Annotated in this window: 18 protein-coding genes and 1 riboswitch; of the genes, 1 reads left to right on the top strand and 17 read right to left on the bottom strand. The window is 54.1% G+C overall.

The window, feature by feature from the left end; translation table 11 throughout:
• From ACFSX3_RS09415 to ACFSX3_RS09335, 17 genes are all read right to left on the bottom strand, one after another.
• The coding region (locus ACFSX3_RS09415) for an SDR family NAD(P)-dependent oxidoreductase (RefSeq protein ID WP_379312818.1) at positions 1–255 on the bottom strand (255 nt) is incomplete at its 3' end.
• Positions 256–305: 50 nt separating this feature from the next.
• Entirely contained in the window at positions 306–1,160 is an 855-nt protein-coding gene (locus tag ACFSX3_RS09410) for a diguanylate cyclase domain-containing protein (protein ID WP_209986620.1), read from the bottom strand.
• Entirely contained in the window at positions 1,157–3,244 is a 2,088-nt protein-coding gene (locus ACFSX3_RS09405; protein ID WP_209986623.1) for a cellulose biosynthesis cyclic di-GMP-binding regulatory protein BcsB, read from the bottom strand. The genes ACFSX3_RS09410 and ACFSX3_RS09405 overlap by 4 nt, the downstream gene beginning before the upstream one ends.
• Positions 3,245–3,287: 43 nt before the next feature.
• Positions 3,288–4,538, bottom strand: a complete 1,251-nt coding sequence (locus ACFSX3_RS09400; RefSeq protein ID WP_209986626.1) for a glycosyltransferase family 2 protein — start codon at positions 4,536–4,538, stop codon at positions 3,288–3,290.
• A gap of 34 nt (positions 4,539–4,572) precedes the next feature.
• Complete coding sequence (locus ACFSX3_RS09395; protein WP_209986629.1) at positions 4,573–6,129, bottom strand: hypothetical protein; 1,557 nt, start codon at positions 6,127–6,129, stop codon at positions 4,573–4,575.
• Positions 6,126–7,676 carry a glycan biosynthesis hexose transferase WsfD gene (gene wsfD, locus ACFSX3_RS09390; RefSeq protein WP_209986632.1) on the bottom strand — a complete coding sequence of 517 codons (1,551 nt, stop codon included), beginning with the start codon at positions 7,674–7,676 and terminating at the stop codon, positions 6,126–6,128. Before wsfD ends, ACFSX3_RS09395 begins: the two co-directional genes overlap by 4 nt.
• Before the next feature lie 21 nt (positions 7,677–7,697).
• Positions 7,698–8,858, bottom strand: coding sequence for a hypothetical protein (locus ACFSX3_RS09385; protein WP_379254485.1), 1,161 nt, complete (start codon positions 8,856–8,858; stop codon positions 7,698–7,700).
• 205 nt (positions 8,859–9,063) lie between these two features.
• A complete protein-coding gene (locus ACFSX3_RS09380; RefSeq protein WP_209986635.1) occupies positions 9,064–10,080 on the bottom strand; it encodes an ion channel in 1,017 nt (338 codons plus the stop codon).
• 99 nt (positions 10,081–10,179) lie between these two features.
• The gene (locus tag ACFSX3_RS09375) at positions 10,180–10,572 is read right to left on the bottom strand and encodes a DUF350 domain-containing protein (protein WP_209986638.1); all 393 of its coding nucleotides are present in this window, start codon (positions 10,570–10,572) and stop codon (positions 10,180–10,182) included.
• Positions 10,569–11,222 carry a hypothetical protein gene (locus ACFSX3_RS09370; protein ID WP_209986641.1) on the bottom strand — a complete coding sequence of 218 codons (654 nt, stop codon included), beginning with the start codon at positions 11,220–11,222 and terminating at the stop codon, positions 10,569–10,571. The genes ACFSX3_RS09375 and ACFSX3_RS09370 overlap by 4 nt, the downstream gene beginning before the upstream one ends.
• Positions 11,209–12,432, bottom strand: coding sequence for a glutathionylspermidine synthase family protein (locus tag ACFSX3_RS09365; protein ID WP_209986644.1), 1,224 nt, complete (start codon positions 12,430–12,432; stop codon positions 11,209–11,211). The genes ACFSX3_RS09370 and ACFSX3_RS09365 overlap by 14 nt, the downstream gene beginning before the upstream one ends.
• Positions 12,429–13,115 (bottom strand): hypothetical protein, encoded by a 687-nt coding sequence (locus ACFSX3_RS09360; protein ID WP_209986647.1) that lies wholly within the window; start codon positions 13,113–13,115, stop codon positions 12,429–12,431. The genes ACFSX3_RS09365 and ACFSX3_RS09360 overlap by 4 nt, the downstream gene beginning before the upstream one ends.
• Positions 13,116–13,144: 29 nt before the next feature.
• Positions 13,145–13,363 (bottom strand): hypothetical protein, encoded by a 219-nt coding sequence (locus tag ACFSX3_RS09355; protein WP_209986650.1) that lies wholly within the window; start codon positions 13,361–13,363, stop codon positions 13,145–13,147.
• Positions 13,364–13,508: 145 nt separating this feature from the next.
• Positions 13,509–14,645: a response regulator gene (locus ACFSX3_RS09350; protein ID WP_209986653.1), complete on the bottom strand. Its 1,137-nt coding sequence runs from the start codon at positions 14,643–14,645 to the stop codon at positions 13,509–13,511.
• Positions 14,646–14,684: 39 nt separating this feature from the next.
• The gene (locus ACFSX3_RS09345; protein WP_209986656.1) at positions 14,685–17,756 is read right to left on the bottom strand and encodes an ATP-binding protein; all 3,072 of its coding nucleotides are present in this window, start codon (positions 17,754–17,756) and stop codon (positions 14,685–14,687) included.
• A 138-nt stretch (positions 17,757–17,894) separates the two neighbouring features.
• Positions 17,895–19,193, bottom strand: a complete 1,299-nt coding sequence (locus ACFSX3_RS09340; RefSeq protein ID WP_209986675.1) for a nucleobase:cation symporter-2 family protein — start codon at positions 19,191–19,193, stop codon at positions 17,895–17,897.
• Complete coding sequence (locus tag ACFSX3_RS09335) at positions 19,187–19,792, bottom strand: xanthine phosphoribosyltransferase (RefSeq protein ID WP_209986678.1); 606 nt, start codon at positions 19,790–19,792, stop codon at positions 19,187–19,189. Before ACFSX3_RS09335 ends, ACFSX3_RS09340 begins: the two co-directional genes overlap by 7 nt.
• A gap of 182 nt (positions 19,793–19,974) precedes the next feature.
• Positions 19,975–20,078, bottom strand: a riboswitch (purine riboswitch).
• A 232-nt stretch (positions 20,079–20,310) separates the two neighbouring features.
• On the opposite strand from ACFSX3_RS09335, the gene ACFSX3_RS09330 reads away from it, so the two are divergent.
• Complete coding sequence (locus ACFSX3_RS09330; RefSeq protein ID WP_209986681.1) at positions 20,311–23,829, top strand: response regulator; 3,519 nt, start codon at positions 20,311–20,313, stop codon at positions 23,827–23,829.
• Position 23,830 lies beyond the last annotated feature (1 nt).

Here is a 23,830-nt window from a genome sequence, read left to right as displayed (position 1 = left end):
GCCGCCGCCGAATTCGGCGCCCGTCCGCACCGCCCGGGCAATCTCCTCCGGGCGGGTCACATCCAGCTCCGCTACGGCGACCTCCTGTCCCGTAGCTTCACGGATCGCCTGGCGCGCCGTCTCCAGCTGCGGCAGGCTCCGGCTCGCAATCGTCACCCTCGCCCCTTCACGGGCATACTCCAGGGCGGTCGCCAGCCCCAGCCCCTTGCTCGCTGCCGCAACGAGCACCGACTTCCCCTCAAGACCCAAATCCATTGTCCAGTCCTCCTGTCAGATTGGTTGCAGTCCCCTCCTGCTTCCTCCCATTATACATCGTATTCCAGTTCTTTCTTGGCCTGGACAATGAAATCCAGCGGATTCTCGATGGTGTCGGCCGCATATTCCACTGCACCAATCTTCAGACCCAGATTCACCTTGTATTTGCCGGAGAACTCCGAGTCATTCAGTTCCTGCAGCCGCTGTTTGATCCGCTCAATGACAATCTTGGCCCCTTCCCGGTCCGTGAAGAGCAGAAGTCCCCAAGTAGCATCCTCCTTGTCCAGCAGATACAGCGCATCATTGGTACGAATGCTGGACTGGCTGAGCTGGGAGACATCGTAAACGGCTTCAGACAGCTGCTCTTCCGGGATCAGGCGGCGGATCTCATTCCAATACTTCACCTTCACCACAAGCAGCGTCAGCGGGATTTTATAACGGACCGAGATTCCGGTGAACAGGCTGGCATCCTTCTGAAAAGAAATGCTGTTGCGCAGATCCGTATTCTCATCCACAGCGGCCAGATTATTCGTGCGCTTCAGCAGCCGTTCGTTCTCCGCCTGCAGCTCGCGGGTGCTTGCGGTGAAGACCCACAGCACCACTGTAAGCAGCGGGGTCATAATCAGCCAGAAGTACGTATCTACACCGATGGATGCGCCCTGGGTTACCGTCTGATAGACCACGAAGAAGCCGTAGCCGAAGACAAACGCCAGATTCAGCGTAAGCCCCGCCGTAACCGTAGTGAAATACGTGACCAGTGCCAGGATGAAGGATACATTCAGAATAATAATGTTCTGGATATAATGGTCCGGAGATCCTGCGATATATACGATACAGGCAAAGATCAGGACCAGAAACGCCAGGAAACCGAGATCCGAGGTCAGACTGCTGCGGTTACGTCTCACGCTTGATCACCACGTTTCTTCTTATGTTTGCGCAGCAGCAGAAGCAGCGCCACCACCACCAGCGTCACAATCATTACGGCCGCGATCACAAAGCCCAGCACATCTGTGCGCTCCACAATCTTCGCCACCGCCGAATCCTTGGCTGCCCCGGAGATCAGCTTGAAGCGGTAGGCATTAACCCCGCCATCCTTGTCCGTCACTACCCCGTCACCGTATACCTTCCATCGGTCCTTCTCACTCCCGATCAGCTTGGAGACGAGGAAATAGTTCTCGGAGCGGACACCCGTAACCGCCAGCAGGCCACGCCCGCTCTCATAGGGGGAATCCAGCAGCTGCAGGGTGCCGATCCCGGCTCCGTACTGCTCCTCAATAGCCATTTTCTCATTGGACAGCAGGGTGGAACCGTCCTTGCTGTATTTGAAATAGAGCTTGTCATTGTTGTCGCGGATCACCTTGTTATTCTTATAGGTCCCAATGGCAATGATATTGTTGTCCTTCAGATTACCCGCTGCTGCGCTATCGTTGTAGAAGTGGACATCTCCGGTATTCCCTCCGGCATACTTGCCCAGCATACCAAGGATATTGCCTAGGCTCCGGTAGGTGTAATCATCCCGTTCCTGCGGCAGTACCACAGCCACGCGGTTGAAGATGCCGTCCCGCAGGAACGGATAGGGATAATTGCCCAGCAAAAGGTCCGTGCGGTCCTTCGTGTTCAGGCGCATCATAGATTCCTTGCTGATATAGGCCCAGGGCATCTGCTCCCTGTTAGGTGTACAGAGGGCGCTCGCCAGCTCCAGATCAAAGGCCACCGTGACCGAGAAGTTGCCGGTGATCCCCAGACTCTGCGGCACATTCAGATTCAATACATCCCCGTTGGCCAGCTCCTTCGTCAGCTTCTTGCTGCCGATGGGCGTATTATTGATGCTCACCGTCACCAGGGAACGGTTGAAGTCCAGATTCCCGGCATAGCGGAAATCCAGGCTGATTCTGCCATCATCTGCAATGGAGCGGTTGGACGGCAGCGATACGAAATACGTCTGCTCCTGATGATTCGGCCCGGTGAGCTTGTCCCCCGTCTCTGTGAACGTTATATTCGTGCTGATCGGCGGGGCCGGGTCCGCTACATCAGTAGCAGCATCAACAACCTTCAGATCCTTGCTGATCTGGCCCATCCGTTCACTGCTGGCCATCAGCCTGCCGGCTTTGATCAGCAGGCTCTCATCCTTGGAGGTCACAACCAGTGTCGGCAAGGATTCCTTGTTCACCAGCTGAATGACCGCATGTGTGCCAAGGTCATCCGCCGTACTCACCAGCTTCTTCATCCGGTCCGGCAGATTATCGTACATGGCTACCAGCACTACTGCACGCTTGTCCTGGACAGTATCTTCACGATAAGGGAGCAGCGCAATGGTCCTGTCGTTCAGCGTATTGCCTTTGGCGAACCCTGAGAGGGCGTAGGTGGCGCTCTCCAGCTCTGCCCCGCTGGCCTTCTGCGGCACGGCGAGCAGGCTTTGGTCTGCTTTTACCGTATCCATTCCCGAGAATCTGGCACTGAAATCCTGAATGCCCCCCGTGATTGCCTTAGGCGTATATTTCACAGCAATACTTGAAGTATTGAACAGATGCAGCCAGCTATCCTGCGTATCGTCCAGATTACAGAGCTGATACCCCTCCGTATTGGTTCTCAGGTTACCCCGGATGCCCAGCGTATTGCTCCCTACTGTAAGGAACCCTTTCGGCGCCTCAATGCTCAGAATCTGCTCCCCGTTGTTGTCCCGGGACGGCCGGAAGGAATAGAACGGGATGCCGTTAAGCGACAAGGTTACACTCGACACCTGATCCTCATTAATCTGAGAACTCTGATAATGCAAGTTAATCCTCACCGTATCCACGTTCCAATAGTCCATTACCGTGAAGTACTGCTGCTGGGAGCTGGTCCCTCTCAGAGAGATATCACTGCCCGTGAACGAAGTTTCATACGTCTGCCCGGCTTCACCAGGAAGCCCCTCTGCCTGCGCCGCAGGGATTTGAACCAGGAAGAGGGAGAGGCAGAGCAGCGCGGTTATTATCTGTTTTTTCATCATGTTCTGTATCTCCTGTATATCTTATTTCTGGACCTCCGGCGCTTTAGTAACGCTCGGTTTTGTACCATTTGGCTTCCCGTTTGAGAATGACGTCTTTGAGATAGTTGTACAGTCCGTAAGCTGCAACCACCATCCAGAGCTGACAGTAAGAGACATACATCAACATAATAATCCACAGGTTCGACAGGCTCATCTCCCCCTTCTCCGTCGTCAGGGTCACGAAGATCCCGACCACGAACAGGACAATGGCAAGCAGCCACAGGAAGCTGCTGAGTCCGGCGATGGTGGTATGAACATACCCCATGGCATGTAGGACAAGCAGAACATCAGAGGTCACCAGTGAGATCAGGAGCAGGAAATAGATCGAGACATAATACAGAATATCGAAGCGGATCTTCGCGGCCTTCCGGTCGAAGAGGAGCGGAAGGTTCTTCACAATGACATAGATATTACCCTTGGCCCAGCGTGTCCGCTGCTTGAACCACACCTTCACCGTCTGCGGCTCCTGCTCCCAGGTGACCGATTTCGGCTGGAACTTGATCCGGTAGCCCATCATATAAATGCGGAAGCTGATCTCCGTATCCTCGGCAATCGCCTTCACATCCCAGCCGCCGATGCTCTCGACAATCGATCTGCGCATAATGAAGTTCGTCCCCGGGATCGTACAGAGCTTGAACAGCTTCCAGCGTCCCGCTTGAGCCATCCATTGAAAGGACAGGGTCTCAATATTAATGAACCGGGTCAGCAGGGTGGCATCCCGGTTGCGGGTTCTGAACTTGCCGATCACCGCCCCAAGCGTCGAATCGTTAATGATCTCTGCTACAAGATACTTCAGCGCTGTGCGCTCCGGTGTATTATCGGCATCATAAATGGCGATGAGCTCCCCCCGGCTGCGGGCGAAGCCGATGTTCAGTGCATTGGATTTTCCTTTGCCGCCTGTAACGGCATCGGTATTGATGATAATCAGATTGCGCTGCTGATTCCTGCGCTGGATCTCACCGAGCAGCTCCGCGCTGTTGTCCGAAGAATTATCGTTAATGACGATGATCTCATACCGGTCATGCGGGTAATCGAGCGCCAATAGGGATTCCACCGTTTTGCTGATCACGACGCCTTCATTATGTGCAGGGACCATGATCGTAACCACCGGATACTCACCTGTGATCTCCGGATCAGCTTCATTTTCAGTTTCAATGTAGTATAGATATCCCGCTATAATCAGCGCCACATTCACCAGCAGCAGTGACCAGATGCAGATGACAGCAATCACCATCAGCACGTCAGAAATCGTCATATTATTCTCCTAAGGTCGCTATTTTTTGCCGAAATTACCTTCTCAAATATTTCCTCCGGTACAGCCTGTAGCCGATGGTAAGCAGACCGCCGAACAAGAGCAGCGCTGACAGGATCACGATGATGAAGAATTGATTCTGCACGCTGAACAGCTTGTTGAAGCTGGTAGCCTGTTTCTCCTGGTACTCGTAGTCAGCGATAACCGTCTGAGGAGTATAGTCAACATTCAGCACGTTACCGTCCACCTTAATTACTCCATCAGCAGCTTCGAGGGTATGCATATCTGTTGTCACGGTATGGGCATCCTGCTTATAGTCTGCAAAGGTGTACCACTCTGCATTCAGTTCCTGCAGCATGTCATCCAGCCCGCGCTCATCCTCCGGCAGGTCAAGCGTAACAGCCATGCTCAGCGGAAGCTGCGGCATAGCCTTGCCTATTCTGCCGATTCCCTGTAACAATTCCGGCGGCAGACTGTATAATGCGGAAGCGAAGGCCGCCGAGGTATCCGTCTGCTCCATATAATGGGTCTCCCCATCAGGATAGAGTACCGCTGAGTCGAAGAAGCTCATGCCTGCGGTGGAATACTCCTTGTCATAGGTCCAGTATCCCTCGGCAGCGACACCCAGCGGCGCCACGCCTCCCTCTGCCAGTACATTGATGAATTGATTCATCTTCCCGTGCAGCGAACGGTCATTGGAATTGATCGGCGGCCGGACTGCCGGGGCGTTAACAACGATACTGCCGTTTCGGGCCTGAACCGTTCTCAACGCTTCCAGATACCGTTTCATCGCGGGGAAATCTGTATTGCCGAACACCGGCCGGATACTGGCGATGAAGGGAATTCCGCTCTGATACAGCCTGTCCGCCATCTTCTCCAGCAGCTCCAGATCCGAGAAGGGATAAATCTCCTTGATCAACAGGTACATATGGGGCTGTGCGGTGTAGTGCAGCCAATCCTTCAGCACATAGGCCGCAGCTATGGCAGTGAAATCCCCCTGCTTCAGATAGGGCACATAAGCGGTTCTGCCGCTTTTAGCCGCATAAGGCGCCTGTACTTCACCATCGTCCAGAGACCATTCTCCATACGTCCGTCCGCCCTTAGAGGCTGTAATATAGGGCATCTCTTCTACATCCGGCGTAACCCCGGTGAACCCGCCGATGGAGAGGCTTGCACCTGGCCCATGCCACATCCCTGTCTTCAGGTGCAGCGCCTGCTGCACTCGCGCGGGCGGTTTGTATCCAACATGCAGGACCGCCCCCTGATAATCTGCCGCATCCTGCAGATAAGCCTGATTCGTAATCTCAAGCTCATCATTATTCACAACAGTAATCACTCCAGAATAAGCTGACATGCTGCCCTGCTCATAATCAGATATATTCTTAAGCGTGACCTGTGCGCTGTAGGCTGCGAGCAGCCGCTGCAGCTCCGCCACGTTCCCTTCCCTGCCCGCGCCTCTGGCCAGGCCATCGAACAGCAGCAGAATGCGCTGAGCTGGCACTGGAGAGGCTGCGGCAGATTCGGCCCGGGCAGGCGGCAGAAGATATCCGGTCAGGAAGATCAGTACCAAAATGACTATTCCTCTACGTCTCAAATGCCAACCCCTCTGTTCAGAGTAGGATAATCCTGGGCCGGCAAGGCAGGCGGTGCAGCCGGCATGGATTTCCTCGATGAAATTCCGCGGCCGATCACGCTGGCTACGGCTTGGAAGGTGATCAGGTCAAAGGCTAAGGTGAACAGAAATTCATGCTTGGCAATATCGGCATCACCGGCTCCAATAATGGAGACTACAATACCCGAGAGTCCAACCAGCATGGTCGCCAGAATCACTAGCAGCCTCTGCATCCCCCGATAATCCCGCGAGCGGACCGCACTTACGAAGGATGGCATATAGATCCCTATAGTTACGGCCATCCAGAGGAGAATGAAGGCGAAGGGACGGGGGGCCAGCTTCTCCTTAAGCGTGCTATACGCTGTGAAGAAATGGCTCTGGGCCCGGAATTCCTTGCCTGCGGATAGCTCATAGTTCCCCATGGCAGCCGGTTTGATCTTATAGGCGCTTTCGGCGGCCGTATCAAGAATCGAGCCGAGCTGATCCGGATGGGTAACATAGTATTTGAGAATAGAGACGAAACCATACCGGCTGTAGAAATCTTTTTCCAGCAGCTCTGATTTCACATCCACGGTTCCGTATTGGTCATAGTAGGTATTCCCCTTGAGAATGGCGTACTGTTCATTGATCCCGAAGGATTGCAGCGCAGTCTCCGGATTCTCCGATTCCATCAGCACTCCGCGCGTCATCGCATGATACTGGTTAATATTCACGAACTCTTTGGAGATATTAAGATAAGTGGCAATCCCGGTAAACATCATTAGAGCGGCGGAGGCAATGGTGATCCAGCGGAACAGCTTATCCCGGCGAATCCAGATTAACGGGATCGCAAGCAGGGAAATGACCATGCCCACAGGAGCGTTCTGCTGCTTGGAGGTCGTAAGAATCACGGTGCTGATCACCAGGATCGCCAGCATCGCGTAATCGTTGTATCTTTTACGGTACAGCAGCAGCCAGGAGGCAAACACCAGGATCATCGTGACCATCACCAAACTTTCACCGAAGAAAGAACTGAAATAAGCCGTATATCCCGTATCCCCGAAGATGAACACCGCCAGAACCGCAACCAGCATCCCCCGTTTAAGGGACATCTTGAGCGTAATGGCTTCAATCAGCAGGTAGATCGCAGCGACATACAGCAGGGTATAAATCACAGCTTGGAAGCGGATATCGAATACTTCCTTGCTGAAGAACAGCTTATTGAGAAACAGCGCAAGCTTAATGAACAGCGACTGGGAAGATACCACCATCGTGCTGTTCTCGTTATAGTATTGGAAGATTCCGAACTGCTTCACGAAATACCCGAAATAACGGCTGTCATAATCCGACAGATCGAAATATAAGCCATTGCTATATATAATCCGGTAATAGTCTCCATTATCCGCCATCCCCACATAGGGAAGGGTAAACAGCGAGATAATAGTAACCAGCAGAACGCCAAAAGCTGCAACAAACGCAGGCGTAACCCGAAGGCTGCCAAGCATCATTCCGGGCCGGGTGGATGTTTTTTCTAAGTTGTTGTCTATCATTCCGATTCCCCTTTTGTCATATTATGGAGCCTTGTAGGAATACGCCAGGAGTGCCATCAGGTTATCGAAAGAGTAGGCTTGCCGGGCAGCAGGATCACCGAACCCGCCATAGAGCGGACTCGCAGGATCTGTCACCCTGAATTCGTTCATTCGTTCAATACTGGACTGATAAAGTGAACTGTCGCCCAGCACGGCTCCAATCATGGCTGTGAGCGCATAGATTGCTGTAGAACGGATATCATTGGCTGGTTGACCTTCACGTGTATATTGCCCGAACAAGGTTCCCGCTGCGACCTGAGCTTTGATATAGCTTATACTTGCCGGCTTCTGACGGCCGGTCTCTGCCAAATGAAGAATAGTGAGCAGAGATTCGACGGAGTTAATGCCTTCAGAGCTGTATTTACCAGTCTTGTAATCGAAGCGGGTCTCATAGAATGGAAAAGAATCGGACAAATATCCCTCCTCCAAAATTCCGCTCATATTCATCAACAAATTCTCTTGTAATTCGCTAGATATCGACAATTTCTGCAATACACTCAGATCAATATAACACAAAGTTACCGATTCGTTTACCACTTTGTATAAATTGTCAAACATGTCAAACATATAATCTTTTTTGATGTTGTTTTTATAAAATCTTTTACCATATTTATCGGCTTCTCTAGTATATTCCGGTTGGTTAAACACCTGACCCGCTTCCAGCAGTGCCCCGATCATCCGCAGGTCGTCTACCGCTGCATTCACGTTGAATTGCTTCTGCTGCTTGGGACTGAAGCGGTAGCTGAAGCCGCCCTCCATATCGAAGGTTCTGCGGGCCTGCGTCCATTCCCGGTCGAACAGCTCCTGATTACGGGTCCGGACAGCGGCCTCCATTAGGAGGGATGCGGATTCGCTTAGAATCTCATGGCCTGTAGCCACTTCTGCCGATTCAGAGGTCTCCTTCAGATTCGTATATACCCCATCGGGTCCTGTAAGCTGCGTATTTATGAAATTGAATAGTTCCCGCTGTTCCAATGTAGGCTCAAGCTGCGGCGCTTCATCCGGCCGTATAGTCCCAGAAGGAGAGACCGCCGGAGTATAGCCGGGAGAGGAAGGTGCCGGACTGGACGAATTGCCGCCGCAGGAGGTTAGCAAGAGCAGCGACATCCCCAGAACAGCAGCCTTGCTATATCTGCTTCCCAATCGATCACATCCTTTGAGACAAGCTTAATTGAATTATCCATAATAATATAACGGTAATTATTGTCACATTATTAACTGTTTTATCAAACATTATGTGTCCATTTCATAGCTTTGGCCCTTTTCATCCTGAAAAAGAGCTGATTCCGTGTCATGACGACCGGAACAGCTCTATTGTGAATTGCCTTATGAAATCCTACAGCATGATCTAGCTTTCTTTTATTCTCCGGTACGTGGCCTCATCGGCGACGATGTAGAGTCTGGCGTCTGCCGGAATCGGCTGGCCAAGCTTACGGTTAATGCCCAGATCACCGCGGTCGGACAACAGGGTCGCCCCCTGGCGCAGCAGATCCTGAAAGGCCTCCCCATAGGTTGTCCAGCCGCTGCGCCGGGGGATCTCATAAATATCATCCCCGTGCTCGCGGCTGAGCAGCTGGGTGATCACCTCGGAATTGCCCTCCTGTAGGGCAGAGCGTACAGCCAGTCTGGAGATCGCATCATGGGAGAGCACGAACTCGTTCACCTGCACATGCTTGAAGTTCTGAATGTTCTTTTCCTGCATAATCTCTACGGTTGTATGTACCTGCGGGGCAATCCGTTCAATGCTGGAGGCGATCAGCAGGGACTTGCCGTCACTCAAGGAAGCTTCGTCGATACGGGTGTCGCTGAACACAATCGCCGCTCTGGCGCTCCCGATATTCGCCTTCAGCAGAATGTCATCGCTTGCAGCATCGCCGCTGATGAAGTGGACCTGCTCCATAGATTCCAGCGGATGCCGACCATTCTCATCGATAATGACCACTTTGCATTCCCTGTCGTAACACAGAATCTCATCCACTGCCGCCTGTGTCTTGCGGTTCCAGTTAATCAGCACCACATGATTGTGTCCGTGAAAAGTCAAGGTTCCGGCTCCTCTCCTGCGCTGCATCTCGCCCATGGCTTCAACAATCTTGCCGATCACCAGACTGAGCAGACCGATGCCAAAGATATATAAGAAAATCGTAAACACCTTGCCGGTGACGGTAGCGGCAAAGTAATCGCCATACCCGACAGTAGCCATGGTGGTCATTACCCAATAAAAGGCGTTGAACCAGCTATGAAACGTGTCCGGCTCCAGCAGGAAGGCGATGGTTGCGCTGAGAAGAATGAAAGCCAGAATAATAAAAGCAATAGACTTCTTCTTCAAATGAAGCAGCTTGCCGGATAATTGGATTATAAAATGCAACGCTCATCCCTGCCTCCCGGGTGAATTGAGCAGGCAGGCAGTAACTGCGCAGAACCCCTTACGGGACGCAGCCGCTGCCCGCCTGCCAAACGGGTCTACCTAAATAATCAGACTGCTGACCGCGAAGGCCGTCCCGATGAACACCATGCAGAGCATGACGCCGACCGCAACATTCCCCTTCTCCAGCTGCTCCGAAATCCGGAAGCCTGGAGTGAACAGCTCGAAGATCCAGTACGAAGCAATCAGGCAGACATACCCCACCGCGAACCACAGCATCATGAACCAGATGGAGGTATTGGTATAAGCGGCCACGCCAAGAATGACCGCCGTCGCCAGGAACTTGCCGCCAAATGCCATCGCTACCGCCACATTCCCCTTCTTCAGCTCCTCCATATCCTTGAAGGGAGTCATGAGCGCGAAGATTACCATCCCCAGCACTTGAAGCAGAACAATGGTCAGAATACTGACCACCAGATTAATTACAATCGTCATTTAGCCCACCCCCGAAATTTCGCATAGGCCGAATCATAGTCGGCGAAATCATGTACTTCCTCCAGCACCACAGAGACTTTCTTCTGCTTCTCCAGCGCGGTATAACGCTTGTCGTCAATCGGCTGCTTGATCCGGTTGCCGGAAGGCAGCTCCAGCACTGCGAAGTTTCTGGTCTTGCTCTGGTATTCCGTCTTGTACACGCCAACCAGATCCACATCCGTTGTGATGGATACCTTGAGATTGGCCAGATCCTCCGTGGCCGCCTTCTGGTCGGCATAGGACTTAAGCGTCGTCCAGGCGGACAACTTGATCTCATTCTTCTGGTCGGCATCCGTTACCAGCTCGGCGTCCATGAACTGAAGCGTCCAGATGGTGTCGCCTGTAGCATAATTCCCGTCATTGGGAAGCAGCTCATTATCCGGCAATACAGTCATATCGCTGCCGACCAGATCGCCAACCTTGCCCTCTACCACCCGGTAATCCCATGGCACACGTGATACATTATCCGTTGTATCGGTACCCGTATGAAATACACTGCCGCTATTCGCTGAACATGCACTCAGCAGCAGAACCCCCAGAAGCAGCATTGCGGTCAGCAGAACGCCCCTTGATCTACGTCCTGTCGCCCGCCCCTCTCTATCCTTGAACATCTTCAAGCCCCCTCACTCCTAGCGCGATAAAATGACTGGCATTGCCTGTGATCGGCCCGCCGGCCCGGCCAAGCAGCCCGCAGGGCGTTCCGTTAATGACGAACATGCCGGTCAGCAGATGCAGCTCGCCCTCCGCTGTCATGATCCGGGCCATTTCGGCCCTTTTCTGATAGACCACGGGGAAAAGCTGGCTGCTGTCATAGCCCTCTTCGTCCTCGATCTCAAGCGTGCCGCTGTCATCAAAGATCCGTACAGATCCGCCTTCGCGGCCGAATACAGATTTGGATACAAAGCTCTCTGAGAAGACTGCCTTATTGTACGTCGGCAAGATGTACCTGGATATGGCCTCGCGTTCCGGCTCCGTGAACAGCAGGCCAAGCTCGTACATTCCCCAGACAGCAGCCATCAGCCCCTTGGACTGGAGGATGATGCTATGCGGTCCGTTGAACAGCTGGAGCTTCCCGCTCTCAATGGCATAGGCCAGAGCCTCACCGCCTTCATCTACGGCCATCCACTCCTTCGGATACAGCGCGAACATCCGCTCTATGATCCGGTCCTCTCCGTCCTTGACCACACCCTCATCAATCGACAGATCCAGGCAATCGACACAGCGGATATCCAGTCCGCTATGCGCGGCCAGCGCTTCAATCGTCCCGCTGTCTTCCTCATGGCTGCCGTAGTCCACACAGGCTACCGTGTCCGGGCGCTCCACGCTCCAGGCTGCGGCCAGCTGCTGCTTCATGGCTGCATTCGGGCTCCCGATGCCTGCCTCTGCGCAGATCCATGGCGTAGCAATGGAAGCTTCCACATAGCCGGTCGGAGTATCCGCATTCAGCTCCAGCAGCTTGATCGTACCATCCCCCGCCACGGCAAAATCGAACCGGGCATACCGGCTGATCAGTCCCGGCTCCGGCAATGGGCAGTCATCCAGCATCTGCCACAGCACCGGGGGAATCCCGAGCAGGTCGTACAGGTCATGTCTGAGATGGACATAACGGACAGCTTTATCCAGAATCGCCCAGAGTGCTGCGGCGGCTTCCTTCAATTCCTGATAGGTCTCAATGCGCATCACAGCCACCGCATCCAGCCAGTATTCCTCGTCCTCCAGATCGGCCCAGGTGAAGCCCAGCTCATGCAGCCGCTCTACCCGGGGAGCGCGCTCCAGACCGGACTGGTCTATATACTCGAATGCCTGCTCCGCCTGGATCATCCGCCGAACCCGCTCTTGCCGGAGCGCACCGAGCTTTTGCCGGAGCTTTTACTGGAGCCGGATTTGGATTTACTCGAACCCAGCCCGCTTGAGGTGCCGCCGATGCCGCCCGATTTGGAAGAGGTATTCCTTCTGGTAATGGAGCCGGTGGATGAGGTCGAGGTCTTCGGCTTGACCACCGAGCCGGCCACCGGCTTGTTCTGGAATCGTCCGCTATTGTAGGAGGGCGGCTTATAGGTATTGCGTGTACCTCCATAATAAGTAGGCCTGTCATTGTACCAGCCTCTGGAAGAGTAGAACGAACCGCTATTGAAAAGCATGTGGTACAGAAGCACATCATCCCAGCCGAACCCCGAGTTATACCCGCCGTAATTGTTGATTACCGTCGTGCCGCCGGAGGTTACTGCGCCTTGCCCTTCCTGAACCTGTTCTTTCTGGTCTTCCGGATAGGGAATACTCCAGTCTACATTCTTGTCGAAATATTGCTTAACCTCCTCGGTAGACCAGGAGACCAGCTTAGGCTCCTCGCCGCCGGTGCCGCTTGCACCCGCTCCTCCGGGAATGAACAATGCGTTAGCCAGCAGCGCTATGCCGAGCGAGGTGGATAATACGCGGACCGGTTTGCCGTCCGGCGTGAACAGCCTGCTTATTGCAGGCTCTTTAACATTTTCGTCTTTTGCCAACTTAGGCCCTCCTTTCCTGGTATTCATCATTAACCTTCCGTACGCATGGGAACCAGCAGAAGCTCCAGCTTCCCTTCATCCACATTCAGCCGTCCCTCTACCGTCTCGAATTCGCGGCCGCCAACGACAATATAATTGACATGCTCCAGAGCCGTAACCATATTCATGCTCCAGACGCGCTCTTCAATCATCTGCAGGTTACCTTCAGGCAGCTTCTCGAACAGGATGACCTTCAACCCGTTATCCATTCTACTCCATCTCCTCTTGAATACTCGTATGCTTCTGATACGCTGCTATGACTCTTTCGTTTCAACTCCCGCAGCCTTGAATATGTATACCACAGGGTATAAACAATAATGACAACAAGCAGTAATGCAGTGCCATGCTACGGGCTTACAATACCTTCTGCACCCAGCTGTCCATGACCTGGTCAGGGCGGATGCCCAGCTCATTCTCCAGGAGCTCCTTGTATTTATCGTAGTGTGTCCTGAATCCGATGAAATCTCCCAGGTCGGCATAACTCCTCAATATCAGCCTGCAGAGCTGGTCGGAGTACGGATCTGCCGCCTGCAGATCCAGCAGCCGCTCCAGCGCCAGCCGGGGCCGCCCGGAGGACAGCTCATATTCGGCGGAATGGAGCGCCATGCGGATATACCGGACCTGCAGCTCCTTGCGCCGGATCTCTGCCCAGTCGTAATGATGCTCTTGCAGGTAGTCTCCACGGTATAGCTTCAATATATTTTCACGGCGCAGCCATTCCTCTTCCGACTCCACAGGCGTACCGGCATAGCCCAGCTCGAACTCCTCGACATCCAGCAGCACCTGCTCCTTGGTCAGCCTGTACCGCTCCTGCGAGAACTCAACAAGCACCTCCATATCCCAAGCCTTCAGCAGCTTGCGGATATGGTATACCGTCGTATGCAGATTCGCTACGGCTTTCTCCGGCTTGAAATCCGGCCAGACAAGATCCACAATGGTATCCTTGAGTACCCACTGGCCGCGGTTATGCAGCAGCAGGGCGAATACCTCCTGCGCCTTGCTGGTTCTCCACTGCATCTTGCGCCTCGGCTCCGTGCTGTCTATGAATTCCAGCCGGTGAAAGCAAAGGATCGACAGCTCCTTAACGGGTGCCGCAGACGCCGAAGGCTGCGGTATCTGCGCTTCAGAGCTCTCCTTGCCGACTTCCAGCCGCTCCAGTGTTTTGCTTAAGCGCTGGGAGGTCACCGGCTTCAGCAGATAATCCGCAGCATTGAGTTCAAAGGCTTCGATGGCATATTCGCTGTATGCAGTGATATAGACAATCCGGGTGCTCCGGTCTAACCCGGCGATGTATTCACCGGCTTCCAGCCCGTTCATCTCCGGCATGCCAATATCCAGGAATACGATATCCGCCTTCTCCTGTTCCAGATGCGCAAGTCCCAGGCGTGCCGAGGTGTATTTCCCCGTAATCGTAAGACGCCCATCCTTGAGGAGCAGACGCTCCAGGTGCTGCAGTGCCGGCTTCTCGTCGTCAATCAGTATCGCCTTCATCTGTCAGACTCACCTCCTCTTCGTCATTCTCAGGTGTCTTTAGGTAGGGATGGTGTACGATATGGCTGTCCCCCTTCCCGGTACACTGTCGATATTCAGACCTGCCCCGTACATCTTGAGCAGACGGCGCTGAATATTGCGCAGTCCGATGCCCCCCTCTGTCCGCTCTTCCGAGAGGACCTCCGCAATCTTCTCCGGAGTCATGCCTACACCGTCATCCGTAACCGCTACCTTGAGGCAGCCGGGCAGCAGCTCGACTCTAAGCCGTACCGTCCCTCCGGCCTCCTTCTGCATCAGTCCATGATTAACGGCATTCTCAACAATCGGCTGAATGCTCAGCGGCGGAACCATAGCCATCACATCCTCCGGCACATCGAACTCGATATTCAGCCGTTCATCGAACCGCGCCTGCTCCAGTGCCAGATAGGATCTGACCAGTCCCAGCTCCTTCTCCATGGAGACCGTCTGGCCCCGGTTCTGGAAGTCGAAGCTGCTCCGCAGATACTGGCTGAGGTCCAGCAGCAGCTCTGTGGCCTTGTCCGGGTCCACCGGACAGACCGAGATAATGGCATTTAGCGCATTATATAAGAAATGCGGCTTGATCTGTGCCTGGAGGAAGGCAATCTCCGATTGGACGGATACGCGGATCGACTTGCGCATATCCAGCAGGGTCTGCATCCGCGCCTTGAATTCGCGCACCTCCACCGGCTTGCTCAGATAATCATTCGCTCCGGCCTCGAAGGCTGCAAGGATATCATCGGGGCGGCTGCTCGCCATAAGCACCAGAATCGGCAGCTCGGACAAGGTGAATCGTTCACGGATGGCCTTGCAGAGCAGAAGACCCGGCATTTCCGGCATCACCCAGTCGGCAATCACCAGATCGAGCTCAGGATGCTGCTGGATGATCTGGATCGCTTCAGCTCCGCTGCTGGCCGTAATTACCGAATGGTTCTCCAGCTGAAGTACGCCTACCAGCACGCGCAGGTTAACAGGATCATTATCCACTACCAGAATGGAGCAGCAGTCTTCAGAAGGCAGCTGCACAGGTTCTTCTCCGGGAAGCGGGTACGAAGGCGCCGTCTCCCAGCCGTGAAGCTCTCCGAATTCCTCCTCCAGCAGCGCATTACTCCTCTTCAGGATCGGCTGGGTGAAGCAGAAGATGGAGCCGTGCCCTAGCTCGGAATGCACCTCAATCTCCCCGCCCGTCAGTTCTACCAGCCTCTGGGTAATGCTGAGGCCAAGCCCGTTCTCACGGTAGACCTTACTGGCGGCAGGACCGCTTGGATCATTGGCATCGAAGATCGTGCGCAGACGTTCAGGCGCAATCCCCTGGCCGGTATCCGTTATGATAATGGCAACATACTCTTCTTTAACCTCAGCAGACAGCGTTATCACGCCTCTGGGCGTATAATTCACTGCATTGGCGAGTAAATTATGCAGAATCTGGGCGAAACGCTGCTCATCTGTCTCCAGCAGCGGAAGCTGCCCCGGCAGACTCAGCCGGAATTCCAGCTGGCTGTTGCCGTAGACCTGACGGGTGACCTCCATAATGGAGGAAGCGGACATGCGGAGATCGACGGCCTGCCGGCGCAGGAAGAGCGAGCCGTGATTCAGCTTCGCGAAGTCCGACATATCATGGATAAGAGCCGTAAGCCGCTTGCCGGTAGAGACAATCGTGAGCAGTTGATCCTGCTGGGCAGCGCTGATGGAGCCGGCCGTACCCTGCGCCAGCACCTTGGCCATGTTGACAATCCCCTGCAGCGGCCTCCGCAGCTCCTGCGAGGTATCGGAGATGAAGTCATCCTTCAAGCCGTCAAGCGACAGCAGACGGCGGGAGAGCTGTTCCACCTCTTGGAAGGAGGCTGCGTATTGCCGGGTCATTAAGATCGCCTGCACGAACCCGAACAGGAGAATCTCGTAGGAGATGATGAAATAGCTGAAGGTCATGCCCATGAAGCTGACCAGATAATAGATGATTACCACACTCAAGCTCTCGATGCTGACCATCATCAGGAACATATTCTTCGGATTTCGCCGGGTACCCTGGACCATGGAGTAGAGTACGAAGCCCAGGCTTACCGGGCCCCAGGTCAGCAGCAGAACCTCCAGATAGCTGAACAGATAGGCCGGGACGAATACAGCAATCAGCAGCAGGAATGCCGTAACCAGCCTGGAGGCCTTAATCATCCCAATGGACATCGGGTAGTTCACTGAATTGGCGACATAGTACAGCAGATAATAATAGACCAGTGTAGAGGACGCAAGCTGCAGCTTGAGTATAATCTCGTAAGGGAATCCGGGCAGCGCTGTCAGGATGAGCTTTTCGCCATGCGTAAAAATGTAGACAAATGCCGCTATGCAGAACAAGCCCAGATACAATGTGACCCCCCGGCTCTCCCTTACCTTGGAGAACATTAGCAGGAACAGGGATAACACGAAGAACCCGATCAGTGCAGCCCCGTCTACAAACAGGGCAAATTCCCTGTGCTTCAAAATAGCAGCCTGATTACCGATCACAATCGGCTGAACGATCCCGCCTGACGAGTAGCTGTAGTTAGCCACCTGCACAATAATCTCCATGGTATCCCCGGTGACCGAGGCGAATCCCATAAAAGGCATGTTATTCTGTCTGCCCTCAGAGGCCGAGGCTGCCGGGGTTCCGCTGCTTCCAATCTCCTGGCCGTTCAGATAGACCTTACCGGCACTGCGGATGTTGCTGGTACGCAGACCATAGACTACCGCTTCCCGCGGGGTGATCTTCGCCTGGAGGCGGTATGTAGCATAGCCTTTGGCTCTACGCTCCCCCTGTTCGGAGATATCATCATTCCATTTCCCCGGAACCTGAATCATCGTAGAGGCGGCGGGGACCTCCTTACCTGCGTTCAGCGGATGGAAATCCACGGGCGACAGCAGTACATCACGGTACAGCTCCCACTCTCCATCCAGCTTCATAATGCCGTCGTGGCGGGAGTCCCAGGAGCGAAGGTCAATCACACCCTGCACCGCCTGGGGCCTGTCTCCCTTGATCTGTTGCGTCTGGAGGACCGAGAGCAGCGGAACGATCAACACCAGCACCAGACTGCCGAGAATGCTCAGCCAATACTTTCTCATGTCCTCTGCCAGTCCCTTCTAGTTGTCATTGTATAAATTATACAACAGCCTCCGTTCATCTGAAGCAAAAAAAAAGCCGAGTTCCATTTATTTCGGAATCGGCTGTTCATCTTATTAGAGTTGCGTGTGTGGAATATTTTACTTCGTTTCCGGAGCGGCGGCTGCAGGAACCGCACTCTCCTGAGTCTTCGACAAGAAGATATTCAGGATGATCGCTGTCAGCGACCCGGATACGATTCCGTTCTGCAGCAGCATTCTGGCGAATTCCGGCAGCTGGTCGAACATGGACGGAAGCACGGCAGAGCCGAGGCCCACCGCGATGCTGCAGGCGGCAATCAGCAGATTGCCGTCCTTGCGCAGATCCACATCGGACAGAATCGACATACCGGAAGCGGCGACCGAGCCGAACATGACGATCATCGCCCCGCCCAGCACCGCATTCGGCACCACTGTAGTCAGTGCCGCCAGCTTCGGCAGCAGCCCCAGCACGACCATAATTCCGCCCGCTGCAAAAATAACATTCCGCGTCTTCACCCGCGTCAGCGACAGCAAGCCGACATTCTGGGAGAATGCGGTGTACGGGAAGGCGTTGAACAGGCCGCCCAGCATGATGGCCAGCCCCTCGGAGCGCAGGCCGTTCACGATCTGCTTCTGCTCCACCTGCTGGTCTGTCGCCTTACCAACGGCAAAGTAGACTCCCGTTGATTCGACCATAGACACGATATTCACGATAATCATTGTGAAGATCGCGGTGATGCTGAACTGCGGCCAGCCGAAGTAGAACGGCTGTGCGACACTGACCCAGGAGGCTGTGGTCACGGTAGAGAAATGCACAATGCCCATGGCATAGCCGATCACAGTGCCTACTACCAGACCTACCAGCACGGATACTGAGCGCAGGAACCCTGTAGTCAGCCGGTTCACGGCCAGAATAACGAGCAGGGTGATCAGAGCCAGCAGCAGATTGCGGGGCTGCCCGAAGTCGGCGCTTCCCTGGCCGCCGGCTACATTATTCATCGCGACGGGAATCAGCGACAGCCCGATAATTGTGACTACCGAGCCGGTGACCACGGTCGGGAAGAACTTCAGCAGCTTCCCGTACACCGGGGCTGCCAGCACCACGAACAACCCGGAGATAATGATTGCGCCGTAAGCCGTCGCCAGATTGGAGCCTGAAGCGATGGCGATAATCGGGCTAACCGCCGTGAAGGTACAGCCGAGAACTACCGGCAGCCCGCTTCCGAAATATTTGCTGCCCATAATCTGCAGCAGGGTCGCCAGTCCACAGGTGAACAGATCCGCTGCAATCAGATACGCCATCTGCGTACCGTTCAAATTGAGCGCTCCCCCGACAACCAGCGGTACAATGACCGCTCCGGCGTACATCGCCAGTACATGCTGAAGCCCTAGGGCAAATACCTTCTGTTTGCTTAACATCCTGCACACTCCTTGAGTAATCCTTCATTATCTATGAAATGAATCTCACCCGGCGACATCGAAGCAATCCGCGCCAGGGAATACACCGGAATTCCGCGCTGCTCCAGCAGACCGCGTCCCTCCTGGAAGCTCTTCTCGATGACGCAGCCGACCCCGGCCAGCTGCGCCCCGGACTCTGCTACGATATCGCATAGCCCTACAAGTGCCGCACCGGTAGCCAGGAAATCATCGACAATCAATACGGTATCGTCCGGCCCGAGATATTTCTGCGAGATGCTGATCTGGTAGTCCTCCTGACGGGTGAAGGAGTGTACCGGTGCCGAATACACCGCTTCGGACAGGGTGATTGCCTTCTTCTTCTTGGCGTAGATGAACGGCACACCCAGCGCAATCCCCGCCGCCATGGCGAACTGAATACCACTGGCCTCTACAGTCAGCACCTTGGTGATCTGCCGGTCCCCGAAGACCGCTGCGAATTCCTTCCCGATCGCAAGCGTCAGCGCCGTGTCTACCTGATGGTTCAGAAATGAGTCCACTTTCAGTACAGTCTCCGATAGAATCAAGCCTTCTTGTCTAATGCGTTCTTCCAATACTTTCATTACAGCGGATCTTCCTCCTTAGAAATAAAAAACGGATAAAATAAAAAAGGACAGATTCCCTGAGTGTTTCTCTCAAGTGAATCTGTCCTTCTGGGTTTTTGTCCCTTGGTGGTGTAACACATATACGTGTCCGCATCGCTTGGACCAGCCCTTCCCGTGCCGCAGCACAAGAAACGGAACCCTAGATGCGCTATTTCACTCATAGTCGGATAATTACTGTGGTTATCCGGTAGAAACTTATGGGCCATATTCCCAAGATTATATGAGTTATGATGATGTCTGTTTTGAAAACCTTCGTATATCTTACACGCTCTAATCGCTGCTTACAAGCAAAATTTTAAGTATATTGCGGTGATTTCAAAGTTTTCATGAAACTAGACGCAGAAGTGGTTACAACTCCAAAAAACCTTGTAAATATCAGCTGTCCGGCGTTTTCTACAGGTCATCTATATCACTGAAGCCCTATAAAAGATATAATTATATAGATTATTACCCTAACTGAACAAAGGCGGCGGACAATGAGAATAAAACAACAAGTTTGGTTAGCAACATCAGCTTCTATACTGCTGCTAGGCAGTATGATTACTATATCTATCCTCTTTATGGAGGGTGGCTCGCGCCTGCTCGCAGCAGGAATGGGTGCGGGCGGCATTCTGGTCAGTATCGGCCTTCTTTACAGTATTCAGCGTAATATAGACCACGGCCTGAACCGGATCAAGGAGATCTCGCAGGATATTGCCGCAGACCAGCTTAACCCTGCTGCTGCGGCTACGGTGCGGAAGGATGAATTCGGGCAGCTGGCAGCTTCCTTTTTCGGGCTGGCGGCTGACCTTCACCATAGAACCTCAGAAGAGCGCGGGCTGCGGCTTAGAGCTGAGGAGCAGGCCTGGATTAATACGCAGGTGTCTGAGATGGCGCTGCTGCTTCAAGGCTCTGTCCAGCTGAAGACGGCCTCGCGTGTGTTCATCGGCAGGCTGGCTACCGCTGTCGGCGGAAGCTATGGGGCTATATATCTGAAGCAGGGCAGTCAGCTGAACTTCGCAGCCGGCTATGCCTTCGATGATTCCGCAGGACAACAGGAGGCCATCCCGCTGGGCAGCGGCCTGGTCGGACAATGCGCATTGGACGAGCAGATGATTGTTCTGTACGATCTCCCGGAGAATTATATCAAGGTCCGCTCCGGTCTGGGGGAGGCGGCGCCTTCCTCACTGATTATCGTTCCTATCAAGCATGAGCAGGAAGTTATTGCTGTTATGGAGTTGGCTTCCTTAAGCCCGTTCAGCTCCAAGGAGATGCAGCTGATTGAACGCACCGCACAGAACATGGGGGTGCTGATGAATACCCTGGCGGATGTCGCCAGAATTGAAGAGCTGCTGAGTGAGACACAGGAGCAGAAGGATGAACTGGAAGCTCAGACTGAAGAGCTGCAGGCCCAGACTCAGGAGCTGGAAGCTCAGACCGAAGAGCTGATGGCGCAGACCGAGGAACTGCGGATGCAGACTGAGCAATTGTATGACCAGAAGACAGAGCTGGAGATGCAGGCGGAGAGCCTGCTTAGCTCCAATGAACAGCTCCAGACGCAAATGCAGCTGACAGAGGAGCAAAAAGCCGAGATTGAGGCCCAGGCCGATGAGCTGAAGCAGCAAACGCAGGAGCTATACGCCTCCAATCTGGAATTGCAGGATCAAATGGAGATTTCGCGCCGGCAAACCATGGAGATCAAGGCTCAAGCCGATGAGCTGCAGGCCCAGACGAATGAATTGCTGGAGCAGAAAGAGCAGCTCCAGACTCAGACGGAAGAGCTTCAATCTCAGACTGAGGAGCTTCTATCCCAGACGGATACACTACAGGCCCAGACCGATGAGCTGCAGGTCCAGAAGGAAGAGCTCGCCGCCTCCCATGATCAGCTTCTGCTTCAAGTCAAGCTTACCGAGAAGCAGAAGGAGGAGATTCAGGAGCAGGCACAGGAGATCTTCATGGCCGCGCAGTACAAATCGGAATTCCTGGCCAATGTCTCCCATGAGCTGCGTACACCGCTGAACAGCCTGCTGATCCTCTCGCAGATTCTGGCCGAGAACAAGGACGGCAATCTGGAGGCGAAGCAGCTGGAATACGTCCATACGATCTTCTCCGCAGGCAAGGATCTCCTGCAGCTGATCGATGAGATTCTTGATCTGGCGAAGCTGGAGGTCGGCAAAATGACCCCTGTGATCGAGCCGGTCTCCCCGCAGGATCTCAGCAATCATATCTACCGCCATTTCGAGCAGCAGGCCAAGAAGAAGAACCTGCGGTTCGATGTCCATTCTGACAACCGGCTGCCTGATTATCTGATGACCGACGGCCACCGACTGCAGCAGGTCTTGAATAACCTATTATCCAATGCCATCAAATTCACACCGGAGCAAGGCTCCGTCTCCCTGTCGATCCGCAGCAGCGGCGAAGAGGTCATCTTCGCCGTCAGCGACACCGGTATCGGCATTGCCGCCTCCAAGCTGGACAGCATCTTCGAGGCCTTCCAGCAGGCGGACGGCACCACCAGCCGCAAATATGGCGGAACCGGCCTCGGCCTTACGATCTGCCGGGAGCTGGCTACACTGCTCGGCGGAAGAATCGAGGTGGATTCCGTAGAGGGCAAGGGCAGCACCTTCTCCCTGATCATTCCCGCCGTGGAAGCAGGAGAGGATGCCCGGACCCTTGCTGCCGCAGCTTCAGCAGCAGCCTCTCCTGAGATTCCGGCTTCCGAGCCTATCCGCCGCGAGAATCCGGCCTTCCGCGAGTCCTTCGTGCCCGACATTTCCATCTCCAATCCGAAGCTGCTGCAATATGCTGAGATGGATGATGACCGGAGTAATCTGCTAAGCGGGGATATTATTCTCCTGATCATCGAGGAGGACGCCGAATTCGCCGCCCGGCTGCTGGAGCTGGCACGCAGCCGGGGCTTCAAGGCCATCGTCGCCTTCCAGGGCGATCAGGGACTTGCCCTGGCCCATGCCTACAAGCCTGATGCGATCCTACTGGATCTGCATCTTCCCGTTCTAGATGGCTGGTCCATTATCAGCCGCCTGAAGAGCCGGCCGGAGCTGCGGCATATCCCCGTGCATGTCATCTCAACAGCTGAAGAGAACCAGCAGAGCCTGTCGATGGGCGCCTTGTCCTTCTGGAAGAAGCCGAATGATTATGCGGAGCTGGAAGCAGCCTTCCTTCAGATCGAGACTTATATCCGCCGTCCGGTGAAGAGTCTGCTGATTGTCGAGGACAATAAGATTCTGCGCAGCAGCCTTGTCGAATTCATCGCCCATCCCGATGTGAACATTATTGCGGTTGGCACCGGAAGAGAAGCAATGGAGCATCTGGCCAGCCATCATTTTGACTGTATGGTACTGGACCTGGGCCTCTCGGATATTTCCGGCTTCGACCTGCTGGAGCAGGTCAAGACCAACCGCAAGCTGCAGACCCTGCCGGTGATCATCTATACAGGCAAGGATCTCAGCAAGACAGATGAGCAGCGCCTTAAGCACTACGCCGAGAGTATTGTGATTAAGAACGTGCGTTCAATGGAACGGCTCTATGACGATACGGCCCTGTACCTCCACCGCAAGTATGCAGACCTTCCGCTGGACAAGCAGCGTCTGATTGAGAACCTTCATAATCCGGAGGCCGCTTTTGCAGGAAAAAGCATTCTGCTTGTGGATGATGATATGCGTAATATCTTTGCGTTATCCAGCGTGCTGGAAGGTTATAATATGGAGATCAGCTTTGCCCAAAATGGCAGAGAAGCCCTTGAGCATTTGAAGACCCACCCCGGCACCCAGCTCATATTCATGGACATCATGATGCCGGAGATGGATGGTTACGAGACGATGGAGCATATCCGGCTTAACCCGGACTATGATCAGATTGTCATTATCGCGCTGACCGCCCGCGCCCTGGAGGAAGACCGGGTCAAATGCCTTGAAGCAGGGGCCAACGATTATATATCCAAACCAATTAATACCACACAGCTGGTGAGCGTGCTGAAATTATGGTTGATTCAATAGG

The sequence above is a fragment of the Paenibacillus rhizoplanae genome, from assembly GCF_042684125.1.
In the GTDB taxonomy this organism is placed as follows: Bacteria; Bacillota; Bacilli; order Paenibacillales; family Paenibacillaceae; genus Paenibacillus_AQ; species Paenibacillus_AQ rhizoplanae.
The sequence above is the reverse complement of the archived record's forward strand: the minus strand, read 5'-3'. Positions and strand labels throughout refer to the sequence as shown.